Raw genomic sequence first — 14,413 nt, forward strand, 5'->3', positions numbered from 1 at the left:
GTGCCTGAATTACCAGAAGTTGAAACGGTCCGCAAAGGACTTGAAAAACTTGTTTTAAATAAAACGATCGAATCGGTCGAGATCCTTTGGCCGCGAATCATCGAAAGTCCTGAAGTGCCGATCTTTTCGGCACTGTTGAAAGGGCAACGGTTTGAAAAATTTGAACGACGTGGAAAATTTTTGATTTTTAAATTGACAGATTATGATCTGATCTCTCATCTACGAATGGAAGGCAAGTACGAGTATTTTGAGTCAGACCCGATTGTCGATAAACATACACATGTCATTTTCCATTTTACGGATGGCAGTCAGTTAAATTACCACGATGTAAGAAAATTTGGTCGTATGACTTTAGTGGACAAAGACCAAAGCGCAGCCTATAAAGGCATCATGCAATTAGGTCCTGAGCCTAAGCCTGAATTGTTTTTATTGGAAGCATTTGAGCAAGGATTGAAGCGGTCTAAAAAAGCCATCAAACCCCTTTTGTTAGATCAAAAACTTGTGACTGGTTTGGGCAATATTTATGTGGATGAGGCGCTATGGCAAGCGAAGATCCATCCTGAACAACCAGCAGATTCGCTCACCCCAGCAGAAGCCAACGTATTGCATCAAGCGATCATCGAAGTCTTGGAACGCGCCGTTGAAGCAGGGGGGACAACCATTCGGACCTATCTCAATGCATTGGGCGAAGCAGGAAAATTCCAAGTGTCATTAAATGTCTATGGCCAAACGGGCAATCCTTGCGGGCGATGCGGGACACCAATCGTCAAGACCAAGGTTGCCCAACGGGGGACGCACTTTTGTCCTCAGTGCCAAAAATTGCATGTGAGGTCCAGCAAATGAGCTTTGTCTTAGGGGTCACTGGCGGGATCGCCACTGGGAAAAGTACCGCAGTCGCACATTTTCGCTCACTGGGCTTACCGATTATTGATGCCGATATCATCGCCAGAGAAGTCGTTGAACCGAATACGGAGGGCTTGCAGGCGGTGACACAAGCCTTTGGTCCGCAGATTTTGACCGATGACGGACACCTGAATCGGCAAACCCTCGGTGCCCTGATATTTAATGATCCAGAAAAACGTCGCTTGCTGAATCAGACGTTGTCGCCATTTATTCGACAAGAGATTTTGTCTCAGATCGAAGAAAAAAGGCAGCAAGTGCCCTTGTTGATCGTTGACATTCCTTTGCTTTATGAAGCCGACTACGACCAATACATGGATCAAACCGCAGTCGTTTATGTGCCAGAAGCGCTTCAAAAAGAGCGGTTGATGGCACGTAATCAACTGAGTGAGCAAGAAGCGCAACAACGAATCGACAGTCAGCTTTCCATTGAGAAAAAGAAACAACGGGCCGATATTGTCTTTGATAATCAAGGAACGATCGCCCAACTCAATCAGCAGATCGATGATTGGTTAGCATCCTTAAACAAATAGATAAGATAGCAGGTTCCCTTCAGCAAAAGGGAACCTGCTATTTGTCTTTCAATAGCAAACCTAGCCCTATCATTTCCAAAAACAACTGGCGCTGAAACACGTCGGAAACTGTTTGGTTTGGAAAGTAAGACGATCGTGTATGAATGGTTAAACATCAAAGTACCAGCCCTGATTTATTTTGGGGTCACGATCACGCGATTGCTGGAAAAGGGGTGAAGAACGATCGGTTGATCATAAAAAGAGGTGAGAACCTCCTCAGTAAAAATCGTCTCTCGTTGACCAGCGGCGTGGACTTCGCCGTTTTTTAACATCAGCAAATGAGTGAAAATCGGTAGTAGCTCTTCCGTATGATGGGTAACGTAAAGAAGAGTCGGCGTATTCGGCAGCTGTGAAAAAGTCTCCAGACGGGTTAGCAGTTCTTCTCGCGCAAATAGATCAAGGCCCGTACAAGGTTCGTCCAAAATGAGGATCTCTGGTTGTGCCATCATGGCCCGTGCGATCATGACAAATTGTTTTTCCCCTTGCGAAAGGACGTGATAGGAACGATGGATCAGATGCGACAAACCTAAGTCAGCCAAAAGCTCTTTTGCTTGGATCAGCTGCTCTTCTTCGTAGGACTCATAAAGACCAATACTGGAATAAAGCCCGGAAAGAACGATCTCTTCGGCAAGATCGCGACCATAAAACTTGCTTTGCAGCGCTGAACTGACCCAACCAATGCGCCGTTGAAGATCGGGCACAGACGTTTTCCCGTAACGCTCACCTAAGACCGTTCGTTGACCAGAAGAAGGCCATAAACTTCCCGTGATCATTTGGAGTAATAAACTTTTGCCAGCACCATTCAGACCTAAAATCGCCCAATGCTCATTTTTTTTCACTTGCCAATTGATCGCTTTTAATAAATAGTTCTTGTTGCGAACGAATGAAACCTGTTGGAAATCGAGGATTGTCATCTATTGTCGAACCTTAAACAGGTTCTTCACCTCCAGTTGTAAGAAAATTCAGAAAATAATCGCTCATATTATAGCATAAAGAAAAACATTTTGCTGACTGTTTGGTATCGTATTCATATCTTTTGTCAGAAATCAGAATGCTTGTTATGATGAAAGTATACAGGAGGGATGATAACTATGGGTACTTTTAAAGATGAAAAAGATGTGATCGTTGGCAAAGCCAAAGAAAAAATCGGTGAGTGGACCAACAATGAAGAACTTGCCCACTCTGGGAAAGAACAAGCACAAGAAGGTCAAATCAAGAAAGAGCACGATCAAAAACGAGTCAATGAACTAGATGATCAAAATGATGAGCGTGATGCCCGCAATGATCGAACCACCCCTGAAAATGTCAGCAGCGAAGAACTATTGCGAGCTGAAAATCCCGATGCAAATAAAATTTCTTCGAATGATCGACGGGATGCAGACCAGCTGAAGCATTACACAGGAATTGAAGATAAATTATAAACGACCATGGATGCCTTCGTCTTCTAGACGAGGCATTTTTTGTTAATGAGACCAAAGAGAGGTTGAAAGACAACCACCTGCACAGTTGACAATTTCTCAACCTCTCATTATAATCCATTAAGATCGCATGGAAAGCAGCAAAGAAATTGGGAGGTGGTCATCAAATGCTTATTTATGCATTGTGTACGACTGTCAAGAAAGTAGAACAGCCGCAATAGGAAACGGAAAATTAGAAAGAAGGCTTTTTTATGATCGAACCTTACCAATTTCATTCAATTAAACATCAAGTATACCAATTAGTACGAACGTATCAATCGGTCAATGATCCTCGAACGATCAAAACGGTTGAAACGATGACAAAAGACGCCATAGAACAATTTTTTCCTGAAGAAGAAACAGCACCACGAGAAATTTTAGCTGCTTTCTTTCATCCGGGGATGACAATCAGTCGCAGCAATGAGCTGTTAACAGAGCTCAAAGAGTACGTCCGACCCTTTCAGGTACCGACAACAAAACAAATTGAAAAAATGTTTCGGAAAGTAAAAAAACTAAAAATACCTGATTTTGCTTCCGTTGATTTAAAAGAGACCACCTATCTTTCTTGGGATGATATCGGTAGTCAAAGTAAGTTTATGATCATTGCCACTGAGCAGGGCTTTACAGGACTTCACGGTCATGTCTCAACCGAGGTCAAGAAAGGAATCTGTCCCTTGTGTCAGCATGAGGGGAATGTCTCGATGTTTCTTTCTTTGACAAAAAGCAATGGAGATGGAACGTATACCAAACGGGGGAACTATATTTGCCGGGATAGCCAACGGTGCAATCAGCAGATGGAACAGCCAGCAAATTTGCATGACTTTGTTTCTTTGCTGCAAATGAAAGATAAATAACGAAATGAAACGGCAGAAAAATTTCTGCCGTTTTTTCAAATTCAAAAAAACAGTAGTTATAACATTATTTAAATTTTGTAATAAATGAACAGAATAAACCACTTTGGCTATTGTACCAACGGATTTCATGTTATAATTAATCATAGAAACCGATGACTTTACGTGAATACGTAAGCGCATAAGAGAGAAAATGAGGTGGAACTATGCAATGTCCAAAATGTCATCATAACAATTCTAGGGTAGTTGATAGTCGACAAGCCGATGATGGACGTGTGATTCGCCGCCGTCGTGAATGCGAAAATTGCGGCTATCGCTTTACAACATTTGAACGTATCGAAGAGGCACCCCTACTTGTCATTAAGAAGAATGGAGCCCGTGAAGAATTCAATCGCGAAAAAATCCTACGGGGCTTGATTCGATCTGCTGAAAAACGTCCAGTGACAATGGATCAGATGGAAACGATCGTCGATCATGTGGAAAGTCGTGTTCGTGCTCTTGGTGAAAATGAAATTTCTACAACACAGATTGGTGAGTATGTGATGGAAGATTTAGTTGATTTAGACGAGATCGCTTATATCCGTTTTGCCAGTGTCTATCGCCAGTTTAAAGACATGTCAGTTTTCTTAAAAGAACTACAAGACATCGTCGAAAAAGCGAAAGAACCACAAGAATAGAGGGGGACAACAAGTGGGCAATAGTTTACCGAATCAATCGTACAAAGTGTTCAAAAGCCGTCCACTTACAACGGAAGGGAAAGACGCCCTCATTTATTTGTATCAACCAATTATTGAAAGTGATGCTTTAGCGTTGTATTTGACACTCGCAAGCGATGTCCAAGCCCAAAGCTTTTCTGGCGAGGAGTCGATGACGACCGTGCATCTAGATATCTTGAATGCCATGAATGCGGGAATGCCTCGCTTCATAAAAGCCAAGCAAAACTTAGAGGGCATCGGCTTGCTAAAGTCTTATGAGAAAGCAGATGCTCAAAACGGGAGCTCGTATCTGTATTGGTTGCAAGAACCGGTCCATCCAGCAGCGTTTTTTCAAGATGAATTGTATGCCTATCTGTTGTTGGAAAGAGTCGGGGAGCGTAAATTTAATCAGCTGGTCAAGCTGTATCAACCAAAGCAGTGTTCCTTGACCGATTATCAGGAAGTGACTCAATCCTTCTCAGCCGCCTATGGGTTAAATACCGCACGTTTTGCTTCACATGAAGAAACGTTACAGGCAGTCAGTGATTCTTTTCAAGAAACCAAAGCGAACTTGGTGCTTGACGAAAAGCAGTTGGATTGGGACTTTCTTTTATATGAAGCGCAGCGTCGGTATATCCGTGCCGCTAATTTCACGCCAAGTTTTCGACAAAAGTTAGTTCTATACCATTCTTTATATGGCTATGATGTGTTGGAATTGTTGGATTTGATGGCGGATAATGTTTCTTTGACAACAGGCGAGGTCGACCAGAAGAAGCTGGAACAAGCGATCATGAAGAAATCACGACAAACATTCACGAAAACATCAAAAAGAGAAGATCCCCAAGCGGAAAGTCAGTTGCGCCGCTTCAATACCTTAAAACAGAATGGTTTTTCAGAAAATGATGTCTTATTGATTCAAGAAAGTGAGAACAATGCACCGATCGCTTTTCTCAAGGCGATCAAAGCGGAGAAAAACAGTTTTATGACGGATTCAGAACAATGGCTGATCAAGAGCCTTGTCGAACGGTCACCATTGCCAAATAGTGTGATCAATGTGCTGGTTCATTATGTCTTGGTGGTCCAAAACAATGCCGCTTTGTCAGGAAATTATGTGAACAATATCGCCGCCCAGTGGTCAGAATTAAAAATTGGTACGGCAGAAGATGCCATCAAACATGTTCGGAGCCTTGTTCGAAGTGCCAAGGAAAAACGCAGCCGACCACAAACCAGCGGCAAAAAAATCATTCGCGAAGAAAAGCTGCCTTCTTGGGCTGAAAAACCAGTGGAAGAGACAGCCTTAACGCCAGAGCGACAAGCAGAATTAGATAAAAAACTGCAAAACTACTTGCATAAGAAAGCTGGTGACAAGTAATGGAAGATGTAGGGAAAAACTTAGGAAAACTATTGGATAAACGCAATTACCGTGATCAGTTTTCAGCAATGATGGCAGAAGTTTTACAAGATCCTGATGTCAAAGCGTTTATTGCCGAAAATGAAGAGGTATTGACCGAAGCAGATATTCAAAAAAGCTATGCGAAACTGTATGAGTTCGTCCAAGAAAAGCGGAAATTCCGCATCAATGATCCATCCATGATCGCACCGGGCTATGAGCCGCGCTTAGCGTTAAATTTTCATTTTATTGACGTCACCTATGTACCAACGAAAGAACTACTGGCATATCAGAAACAAGAAGAGATCCGCAGTCGCATCAAAGCGATGGATATGCCTAAAGATATACAAGAAGCAAGTTTTGCAGATTATCAGCAAACGCCTGGCCGAATGGAGGCCATCGCAGCTGCCGTTGATTTTATTAGTGAGTTGACAGCCAATCCACAGGAATTTCATAAAGGACTGTACTTTGTGGGGAGTTTTGGGATCGGAAAAACCTATCTGCTTGGCGCGATCGCCAGAGATTTAGCGGAGGCAGGCTACACGACGACATTGGTTCACTTCCCGACATTTGCAGTAGAGATGAAGCAAGCAATCGGCAAAGATCAGGTGGGGGATAAGTTGAATGCAGTGAAAAAAGCCCCAATCTTAATGATGGACGATATCGGTGCGGATGCGATGAGCAGTTGGATTCGTGACGAAGTCTTCGGTGTGATTCTACAATACCGAATGCAAGAGCAACTCCCGACGTTCTTCACTTCGAATTTTACTATGCATGAGTTGGAGCAGCATCTTTCAGTAACGCAACGCGGCGAATCCGAACCATTGAAAGCCAAACGTATTATGGAGCGTATTCGTTACTTGACACAAGAGATCCAAATGACGGGCAAAAATCGACGAAATGATGCCTAAAAAACCATTACTGGAGGAAGAAGATGATGAAAAAACAAGTGATTCTAGGCTTGTCCTTAGCAGCAGTGCTACTGTTAACGGCTTGTGGCAGTCCCGAAAACAACAATACATCAAGTGGCGATAACACGCCTTCTGAATCAAGTGAGAATGCTAGTTCCGTTGCCAATAGTTCTTCACAGAGCGAAACAGCGACGGTTTTTACTGGTATTATCCAAGAAGATGCCCGAACAGGTTCGGATGATACCTTTCAATTATTTTTGAAAGACGTAGCGGCAGTTGAAGATGAGGATCAAGTCGTCCAAAGTTTTCAAAATGATGGGGTCATTCTCCATGTCCCTATCGAGGCCTATTCAGGAGAGATCGAGGAGTTAGTTGAAGGAGACAAAGTCCAAGTGTCGCTGCAAGGCGTCCCGATCATGACGATGTCGATCCCACCGCAAATTCCCGGCAACTCGATTCAAAAGGTTGAATTAGTGAACGATTAATGCAATGTGCGCCTTGGCAATGGCACCACAGTCAAGACGCACATTTTTTTCTATTTATGGAAAGCGTGTTATACTACGAAAGAAGGAGTGACAATATGAACGAACATGCATTATCGGATCGTTTGGCTTGCGTGGGCGAACAAATTCCCGACCAAGCACGTATCGCCGACATCGGCTCCGACCATGCTTATTTACCTGTGGCATTGATGCTGCAGAACAAAATCACTTATGCTGTAGCTGGAGAAGTCGTTCAAGGACCTTATGATTCTGCCAGTAAACAAGTACGTAAAAACGGGCTAACAGAGAAGATCGTGGTGCGCTTAGCAGACGGATTGGACGCTATTCAGCCAGCAGATAAGATCGACACGGTTGTTGTTGCTGGAATGGGGGGGACTTTGATTCGCTCGATTTTAGAAGAAGGCAGCAGAAAAAATCGCTTAGCGGGGGTCAAACGTTTGGTCTTACAACCGAATGTTGGCGAAAGGACCTTGCGGGAATGGCTCGTTGATCACAATTTTACGATCATTCATGAAGTGCTGTTAGAAGAAAATGACAAAAATTATGAAATCATCGTTGCGGAAACTGGAAAAGCGACGTACACGCCCCAGCAATTATTTTTTGGTCCCTTTTTATTAAAAGAAAAAAATCCAGTTTTTTATAAAAAATGGCAGCATGAATTGAAGCAGCGTCAACGAGTGGTCAAAGAGTTAGAGAAAGCCAAAGAACCACCTGCTGAGAAAATGAATGAATTGAAAGAACAAATCGAATGGATCAAGGAGGTACTGGCATGATTTCTGGTCAAGAATTTATCAAACGCTTTGAAGCATATTGCCCATTATGGTTGGCAGAAGAAGGCGATCCTGTTGGTCTGCATGTTGGTACATTAAACAAACCCCTCGAGCGAGTCATGATGACCCTTGATGTCCGTCCAGAAGTGGTAACCGAAGCCATCGAGAAAAAGATCGACTTGATCATCGCGAAACATCCACCGATCTTTCGCCCTTTGAACCGCTTGCTGACCGATGATCCGCAACAAAAGATGTTGATGGATCTCGTCAAGCATGATATCGCCGTTTACGCCGCCCACACCAATATGGATATTATTGAAGACGGTTTGAACGATTGGTTTTGTGAACTGCTAGAAGTTGAACCAGATACGTACTTGAAGCAAACCCATCAAGTAAAAATGAAGAAACTAGCTGTATTTACACCTGTTGAATCGGCACCAGCATTGCGAAAGTCATTAGGAAAAGCTGGTGCTGGTCAGCAAGGCAATTACCAAAACACCAGCTATTCATTGATTGGCACCGGTCGCTTTACACCACAGCAAGCGGCGCATCCAGCCATCGGTGAGATCGGAAAAGAAGAACAGGTGCAAGAAGCGAAAATCGAAGTCATTTTTCCAGAAACGATCGAGAAAAAGGTCCTTTCGGCAATGATCGCTGCTCATCCTTACGAAGAGCCAGCTTATGATCTGTATGCCTTAGACAATTTGCCGAAGACCTATGGAATCGGACGGGTTGGCAACCTCGCTGAGCCTCTTTCCATTGATCAGTTTGTCGCACGTGTCAAAGAGCGGTTTGGTTTGACTGCTTTACGGGTTGTCAGTTTTCCTAATGCACCTGAAAAAATTCAGCGAATCGCCATTTGTGGCGGCAGTGGTCAATCGTTTTATTCCGATGCCTTACGCCATCAAGCGGATGTGTACATCACTGGCGATATCAGTTACCATTTCGCCCATGACATGCAAGCCAATGGGTTGATCGGGATCGATCCAGGGCACAACATCGAAAAGGAATGTATTCCTCGGTTTATTGAGAAATTCAATCAGTGGAAAGCAGAAGAGAACTGGGCTGTGACCTTTGTTCCTTCCACCACTTCAACAAATCCATTTGACTATAGATAGGAGAATCTTTTATGTACGAAAATTTATTGCCTCGCTTTTTAAAATATGTCAAAACAGAAACTCGCTCAGATGCGACAAGCACCACAACACCTTCCACCCAAACACAAGTCGCGTTTGCTAAAGAACTGCAAAAAGAACTTGAAGAACTAGGGTTAAGCGATGTTCATTACAATGAATCAAATGGTTTCGTGATCGCAACATTACCAAGTAACGTCGATCATGACGTGCGCTCCATCGGTTTTATCGCCCATATGGATACCGCCGATTTTAATGCAGAAAATGTTGATCCGCAGATCATCGAAAATTACGATGGCGAATCGACCATTAAATTAGATAAAGAAGGAAAATACACATTAAACACAAAAGATTTTCCGAATTTAAAAAATTATGCTGGCGAAACCTTGATCACTACTGATGGTACCACTTTATTAGGTTCTGATGATAAGTCAGGTATTGCAGAAATCATGACAGCCATGGAAATTTTACTGAAAAACCCAACGATCAAGCATGGGGAAATCAAAGTCGCATTTGGACCTGATGAAGAAATTGGTGTTGGTGCCGATAAATTCGATGTGGAAGATTTCAATGTTGATTTTGCCTATACAATGGATGGCGGTCCAGTAGGAGAATTGCAATACGAAACCTTCAATGCGGCGCAAGCTGAAATTACGATCCAAGGAAAGAATGTCCACCCTGGAACTGCTAAAGACACCATGATCAACGCCTTGCAACTAGCAGTCGATTTTCAAAATGCGCTACCTGCTGATGAAGTTCCTGAGAAAACCGAAGGGACAGAAGGGTTCTTCCATTTGATGAGCCTTAGTGGTTCAGTAGAAGAAGCGAAAATGGCATACATTATTCGAGATCATGACCGGAGTCGTTTCGAAGAAAGAAAAGCACAATTATTAGCGGTTCAAGAAAGCTTGAATGCCCGCTTTGATGAACCACGAGTGCACGTTCATCTATATGATCAATACTACAACATGAAAGAAATCATCGAAAAAGATATGAGCATCATTGATTTAGCGAAAGATGCGATGAAAGCAGTTGGAATCACACCGATGACAGAACCTGTCCGTGGTGGGACCGATGGCTCGAAAATCTCCTATCTAGGGATTCCAACCCCGAATATCTTTGCTGGTGGAGAAAATATGCATGGACGTTATGAGTTCGTCTCACTACAATCAATGATGAAAGCGACCGATGTGATCGTGAAAATCGCCGAACTGAATGCGCAAGCATAGCAGCAGCTTCTTCATTGAAAGAAAAGAATAACTTTAGGGCTGGGAACTCTTCACGCAGGTCTTGCGTAAGGCCCGGCCTTTTATTAGGATGTGAATAGGATGAAAATTCTCGTATTATACAACGATACAGCGGGGAAAAGTGAAGCAAAAGAAACAGCAGAAAAATTCCAAGCCTATGTGAACGAACAAGGCGATGAGCATCAAGTGTTTTTACAAGCATCAAATCCCGATGTTGACCCTGAGGATGTTAAAGAGGCAGCCAAGAAACATGCGGTCGATACGATTGTTATTATTGGTGGGGATGGAACGATCCATCATGGGCTGCAAACATTCAAAGAAAAGCTGGATGAGCTGAAGATCGGGATCATTCCTGGAGGAACGGTAAATAACTTCGCTCGAATGTTGGGTATTCCAGTCAAGCCAGAAGAAGCGTTTGAGAATATTTTAACAGGGGTTGAACGTCCGATCGATTATGGGATGGTCAATGATCAAGTAATGATCTCGACGATGACCATTGGTCTTTTAGCAGATACTGCAGCAGCAACTTCCCAAGAAGAAAAACAACAGTACGGTCCGTTGGCGTTTATGAAACGGTTCATTCATCTGTTGATCAAAAAGAAACAATACAAATTGGAAGTCATCGCTGACGAACGGAAATGGCAGGGGAAAAGTCAATTACTGACGATCGTCATGTCGAATTCAGCAGGTGGGTTTAAGAACTTTGATGAAGAAGCAAAACCTGACGATGGCTTGTTCCATGTTATTCTTTTGCCAAAATTGAACATTTTACGGTTTATTTTGTATTTGCCAAGAATCATTCGTGGTAGAATTGCCAAAGTACCAAGTGTTGAATATTTCACTGCCGCAAAGGTCTCGATCAAGGCGAAAGAAAAAACGGTTCATACTCGGACCGACGGCGATCCAACGGATGATCTGCCAATCGAGATGAAAGTTATTAAGCACGGGTTGACGATGTTGGTACCTGAGGAAGCACAAGAATCAAAATAATGGTCCCTACGATCAATCATATGGAGGAAATGGATGGATGCACTGATTTACAATCCATTGTGGTTTTATTTAATTGCAGTCAATCTTTATCTTTTCTGTCTGATGGGTTATGATAAATATCAGGCAGTAAAACAAGGTTGGCGGGTTCCCGAAGCAAATCTCCTTTTTATGGGGGCGATTGGCGGCGGATTAGGCGGTTTGATCGCGCAACGCGTGTTTCGCCATAAAACAAGAAAGAAGAAGTTTTATTTCTTTTTTGCTTTCGGCACCGTTTTTGCTATCCTGCTGATGGTCTTTTTCGCATAAATTCGGTTTAACAAGCAAGGAGTTAATATGAAAACTAAAGTGAAGTTCGCCCTTAATTTACTTTTACTAGTAGGCATTCTGGGTGTGATGTATTTTTTTGTCCGTAACTCGATGATGGAAATTTTAGCGGGGCTAAGAGAGACCAGCTTTCTCGTCGTCTTACTGGTTATGGGGCTTGGCACATTGTACCTAGTGATTGAAGGACGAACAGTTAAAGAGATCGCAGTGACTTTTCAACCGGAATTCACCACCAAGGCGGGGTTTCTAACCGTCTGTTACAGTGGGTTTTATCGGATCGTGACGTTTGGCGCGGGCACCTTGATCTCAGAGGTGAATTTTTATCGTAAAAATGGTTTGCAGTTGTCACAAGGGGTTGGGGTCACCACCTTACACATGGTGATGTATAAGTTTGCCATATTGACTTATGCGATCGCTGGGTTGATCATTCAATTCTCGTTATTTTATGACAATGCGCCGAATATGATTTGGGTGATATTGGCGGGGATCGTACTCGTCTTTTTGATCATTGCCGCTTTATTGGCACTTTCTGTCAGTATCAACATTCAAGTCTTTTTTGTGATCGTCAGTAATAAGCTGTTCAAAAGTGCGACATTAAGAGGAATCGTTGACAAATGCAACACCCAGATCTATTCTTTGCGAGAAACGGTCAATGCGATCATTACCGACCGCACCGCTTTCTTACGCATCTACCTTTGGAATCTTTTGAAGATGCTGCCTTGGTACGTGATCCCTTATGTGATTCTTGTCGTGCAGCACCCAGAGATCGATTTCTTGTTGACGTTATCCTTCATCAGCTTTGCCGTCGTCTTGTCCGGGGTGATTCCAACACCGGCAGGGATCGGTTCCTTTGAATTTATTTATATGCTGCTTTTTGGTCCATTAGTCGGCACAGTCGATGCAGCATCTTCTATGCTGTTGTATCGCTTAGCGACATTCATTTGGCCCTTCATTATTGGTTTTGCATATGTAATGAAAGAAAAGCGCAAAGACATTAGCCAAGAGCTGACAGAGCTTAGAAAAGAAAAAGTGGAAAGTTAAAAAAACGCTTATCTTCGAGTAGAGGATAAGCGTTTTTTTTAGTCTTTCAAATCAATGATCCGATCAACAAAGGATTCATAGAATTCAGCTTCATGGGAAACGATCAGAACGGTTCCGGGAAAAGCTGCCAGGGTTTCTTCCAAATTGTTTTTCGTGTCTTGATCGATATGGTTGGTCGGTTCATCAAGAATCAAAAAGTTGCTTTTGATCAGCATCATTTCAGCTAACTTCACTTTTGTCTGCTCGCCACCACTTAATAATTTCAATTCCTCTTGAGCAAGCTGGCTAGGTAATCCCGCACGAGAAAGTTGTCGTCGCAATTCTTTGTTGGTTGCCTTTGGGAAAAGATCCTCGAGGTATTGCAGAGGCGTCTGTAATGGATACTCCCAGTCAAGATCTTGAGAAAAGTAATTAAACTTTGTATGCTGTGGGTAAGAAACGGTTCCTTCAATTGCAGGGATCACACCAAGTATTGTTTTGATCAACGTCGATTTACCGATCCCATTAAATCCCCGAATCGCAATTTTTTCGCCATAGCGGATCGTTAGGTTGATTGGCGATAGTAAAGGCTTTTGGTCATAACCGATCACTAGATTGGTCGTCTCTAATGCCAAGGTCGTAACGATCGGTGCCAAATCAAATCCTAGATGCGGTTTAGGGACATCTTGGGGTGGGGTCAAACGTTCGATTTTTGCCAATTGTTTTTCACGACTCTTTGCCATTGTTGAACGAGAACCAGCTTTGTATTTACGGATATAGCTTTCGGTTTTCTTGATATGCTCTTGTTGTGCTTCGTATTGCTTCATATAACTTTCATTTTGCAGCGTTTTTAGCTTTAATGCTTTGTCTAAATTCCCCGTATACTTAGAAAGCTTGCCAAATTCGATATCAATGATATGGGTCGTGATTTCATTCAAAAATTGACGATCATGAGAAACGACTAAGTAGGTACCAGTAAAGTCCTGTAAAAACTCAACCAGCCATTTGATATGCTCATCATCTAAGTGGTTGGTCGGTTCATCTAAAATCAGCATGTCGGGTTTTTCTAGCAGCATTTTTGCTAAGATCAATTTTGAGCGTTGACCACCACTTAAGGAAGCAAGGGGGGTATCCATGCCGAGAACCGAAATACCTAATCCTTCTGCTAAATCATCGATCAATGTATCCATTTGGTAGAAATTTCCTTGATCCAATTGATTTTGCAATTCACCGGCTTTTTCTAAAAGCTTATCGTCAAGACTTTCGCCATAAGCAGTATAAAGATTTGCGATCTGTTGTTCTTTTTCGAAGTCTTCTGCAAAGGCAGAGCGCAAAAAATCACGGATCGATTGCGTTTCATCAACATTGACATATTGATCCAAATAGCCCATTTTCAAATTTTTCGGAAATTGAACAAAGCCATCGTCTGGGAGAATTTCTCCTGTAATGATTTTGATTAAAGTACTTTTGCCGGCGCCGTTCCGTCCAATCAACCCGACTTTTTCCCCACGGTTGATTTGAACGGAAACATCTTCGTAAAGCAATTTGTCGCCAAATTGTTGGCTAATATTTGTTAATGTTAACATCGTTTCCTCCATATAAAAAAGCTGTAAACAGTAGACGTTACAGCTAAGTAGATAATCTTACTGA

16 protein-coding genes are annotated in these 14,413 nt (G+C 42.7%); 14 read left to right on the forward strand and 2 right to left on the reverse strand.

The window, feature by feature from the left end:
• Together mutM and coaE are read left to right on the forward strand one after the other, a co-directional pair.
• Entirely contained in the window at window positions 1–843 is an 843-nt protein-coding gene (gene mutM, locus ACTW1R_RS07915) for a DNA-formamidopyrimidine glycosylase (protein WP_489927552.1), read from the forward strand.
• A complete protein-coding gene (gene coaE, locus ACTW1R_RS07920; RefSeq protein ID WP_271813003.1) occupies window positions 840–1,433 on the forward strand; it encodes a dephospho-CoA kinase in 594 nt (197 codons plus the stop codon). Before mutM ends, coaE begins: the two co-directional genes overlap by 4 nt.
• Window positions 1,434–1,606: 173 nt before the next feature.
• On the opposite strand, the gene ACTW1R_RS07925 is transcribed toward coaE, so the two are convergent.
• The gene (locus ACTW1R_RS07925; RefSeq protein WP_271813004.1) at window positions 1,607–2,386 is read right to left on the reverse strand and encodes an ABC transporter ATP-binding protein; all 780 of its coding nucleotides are present in this window, start codon (window positions 2,384–2,386) and stop codon (window positions 1,607–1,609) included.
• A gap of 168 nt (window positions 2,387–2,554) precedes the next feature.
• Here ACTW1R_RS07925 and ACTW1R_RS07930 point away from each other — a divergent pair, with 168 nt between their 5' ends.
• The 12 genes from ACTW1R_RS07930 (at window position 2,555) to ACTW1R_RS07985 (ending at window position 12,784) form a co-directional block, all read left to right on the forward strand.
• A complete protein-coding gene (locus ACTW1R_RS07930; RefSeq protein WP_016609515.1) occupies window positions 2,555–2,893 on the forward strand; it encodes a hypothetical protein in 339 nt (112 codons plus the stop codon).
• Window positions 2,894–3,141: 248 nt separating this feature from the next.
• The gene (locus tag ACTW1R_RS07935) at window positions 3,142–3,783 is read left to right on the forward strand and encodes a FusB/FusC family EF-G-binding protein (protein ID WP_167821849.1); all 642 of its coding nucleotides are present in this window, start codon (window positions 3,142–3,144) and stop codon (window positions 3,781–3,783) included.
• A gap of 203 nt (window positions 3,784–3,986) precedes the next feature.
• On the forward strand, window positions 3,987–4,457 hold the full coding sequence (gene nrdR / locus ACTW1R_RS07940) for a transcriptional regulator NrdR (protein WP_005226004.1): 471 nt from the start codon (window positions 3,987–3,989) through the stop codon (window positions 4,455–4,457).
• A 13-nt stretch (window positions 4,458–4,470) separates the two neighbouring features.
• The gene (locus ACTW1R_RS07945) at window positions 4,471–5,847 is read left to right on the forward strand and encodes a replication initiation and membrane attachment family protein (RefSeq protein WP_074535950.1); all 1,377 of its coding nucleotides are present in this window, start codon (window positions 4,471–4,473) and stop codon (window positions 5,845–5,847) included.
• A complete protein-coding gene (dnaI, locus tag ACTW1R_RS07950) occupies window positions 5,847–6,776 on the forward strand; it encodes a primosomal protein DnaI (protein WP_005226006.1) in 930 nt (309 codons plus the stop codon). The genes ACTW1R_RS07945 and dnaI overlap by 1 nt, the downstream gene beginning before the upstream one ends.
• 23 nt (window positions 6,777–6,799) lie before the next feature.
• Window positions 6,800–7,261 carry a hypothetical protein gene (locus ACTW1R_RS07955; RefSeq protein WP_167821850.1) on the forward strand — a complete coding sequence of 154 codons (462 nt, stop codon included), beginning with the start codon at window positions 6,800–6,802 and terminating at the stop codon, window positions 7,259–7,261.
• Between the two features lie 95 nt (window positions 7,262–7,356).
• Complete coding sequence (locus ACTW1R_RS07960; RefSeq protein ID WP_010748203.1) at window positions 7,357–8,052, forward strand: tRNA (adenine(22)-N(1))-methyltransferase; 696 nt, start codon at window positions 7,357–7,359, stop codon at window positions 8,050–8,052.
• Entirely contained in the window at window positions 8,049–9,167 is a 1,119-nt protein-coding gene (locus tag ACTW1R_RS07965; protein ID WP_325837577.1) for a Nif3-like dinuclear metal center hexameric protein, read from the forward strand. The genes ACTW1R_RS07960 and ACTW1R_RS07965 overlap by 4 nt, the downstream gene beginning before the upstream one ends.
• A gap of 11 nt (window positions 9,168–9,178) precedes the next feature.
• Window positions 9,179–10,411, forward strand: a complete 1,233-nt coding sequence (pepT, locus tag ACTW1R_RS07970; protein WP_005226010.1) for a peptidase T — start codon at window positions 9,179–9,181, stop codon at window positions 10,409–10,411.
• Window positions 10,412–10,510: 99 nt separating this feature from the next.
• Window positions 10,511–11,419, forward strand: a complete 909-nt coding sequence (locus ACTW1R_RS07975) for a diacylglycerol/lipid kinase family protein (RefSeq protein ID WP_010748206.1) — start codon at window positions 10,511–10,513, stop codon at window positions 11,417–11,419.
• Window positions 11,420–11,452: 33 nt separating this feature from the next.
• The gene (locus ACTW1R_RS07980) at window positions 11,453–11,725 is read left to right on the forward strand and encodes a DUF1294 domain-containing protein (protein WP_010748207.1); all 273 of its coding nucleotides are present in this window, start codon (window positions 11,453–11,455) and stop codon (window positions 11,723–11,725) included.
• Window positions 11,726–11,752: 27 nt separating this feature from the next.
• Window positions 11,753–12,784, forward strand: coding sequence for a lysylphosphatidylglycerol synthase transmembrane domain-containing protein (locus ACTW1R_RS07985; protein WP_005231344.1), 1,032 nt, complete (start codon window positions 11,753–11,755; stop codon window positions 12,782–12,784).
• A gap of 38 nt (window positions 12,785–12,822) precedes the next feature.
• Here the strand turns inward: ACTW1R_RS07985 and ACTW1R_RS07990 are convergent, their stop codons facing one another.
• The gene (locus ACTW1R_RS07990) at window positions 12,823–14,349 is read right to left on the reverse strand and encodes an ABC-F family ATP-binding cassette domain-containing protein (RefSeq protein ID WP_034857779.1); all 1,527 of its coding nucleotides are present in this window, start codon (window positions 14,347–14,349) and stop codon (window positions 12,823–12,825) included.
• Window positions 14,350–14,413: the final 64 nt, after the last annotated feature.

Source organism: Enterococcus sp. R12, from assembly GCF_058135755.1.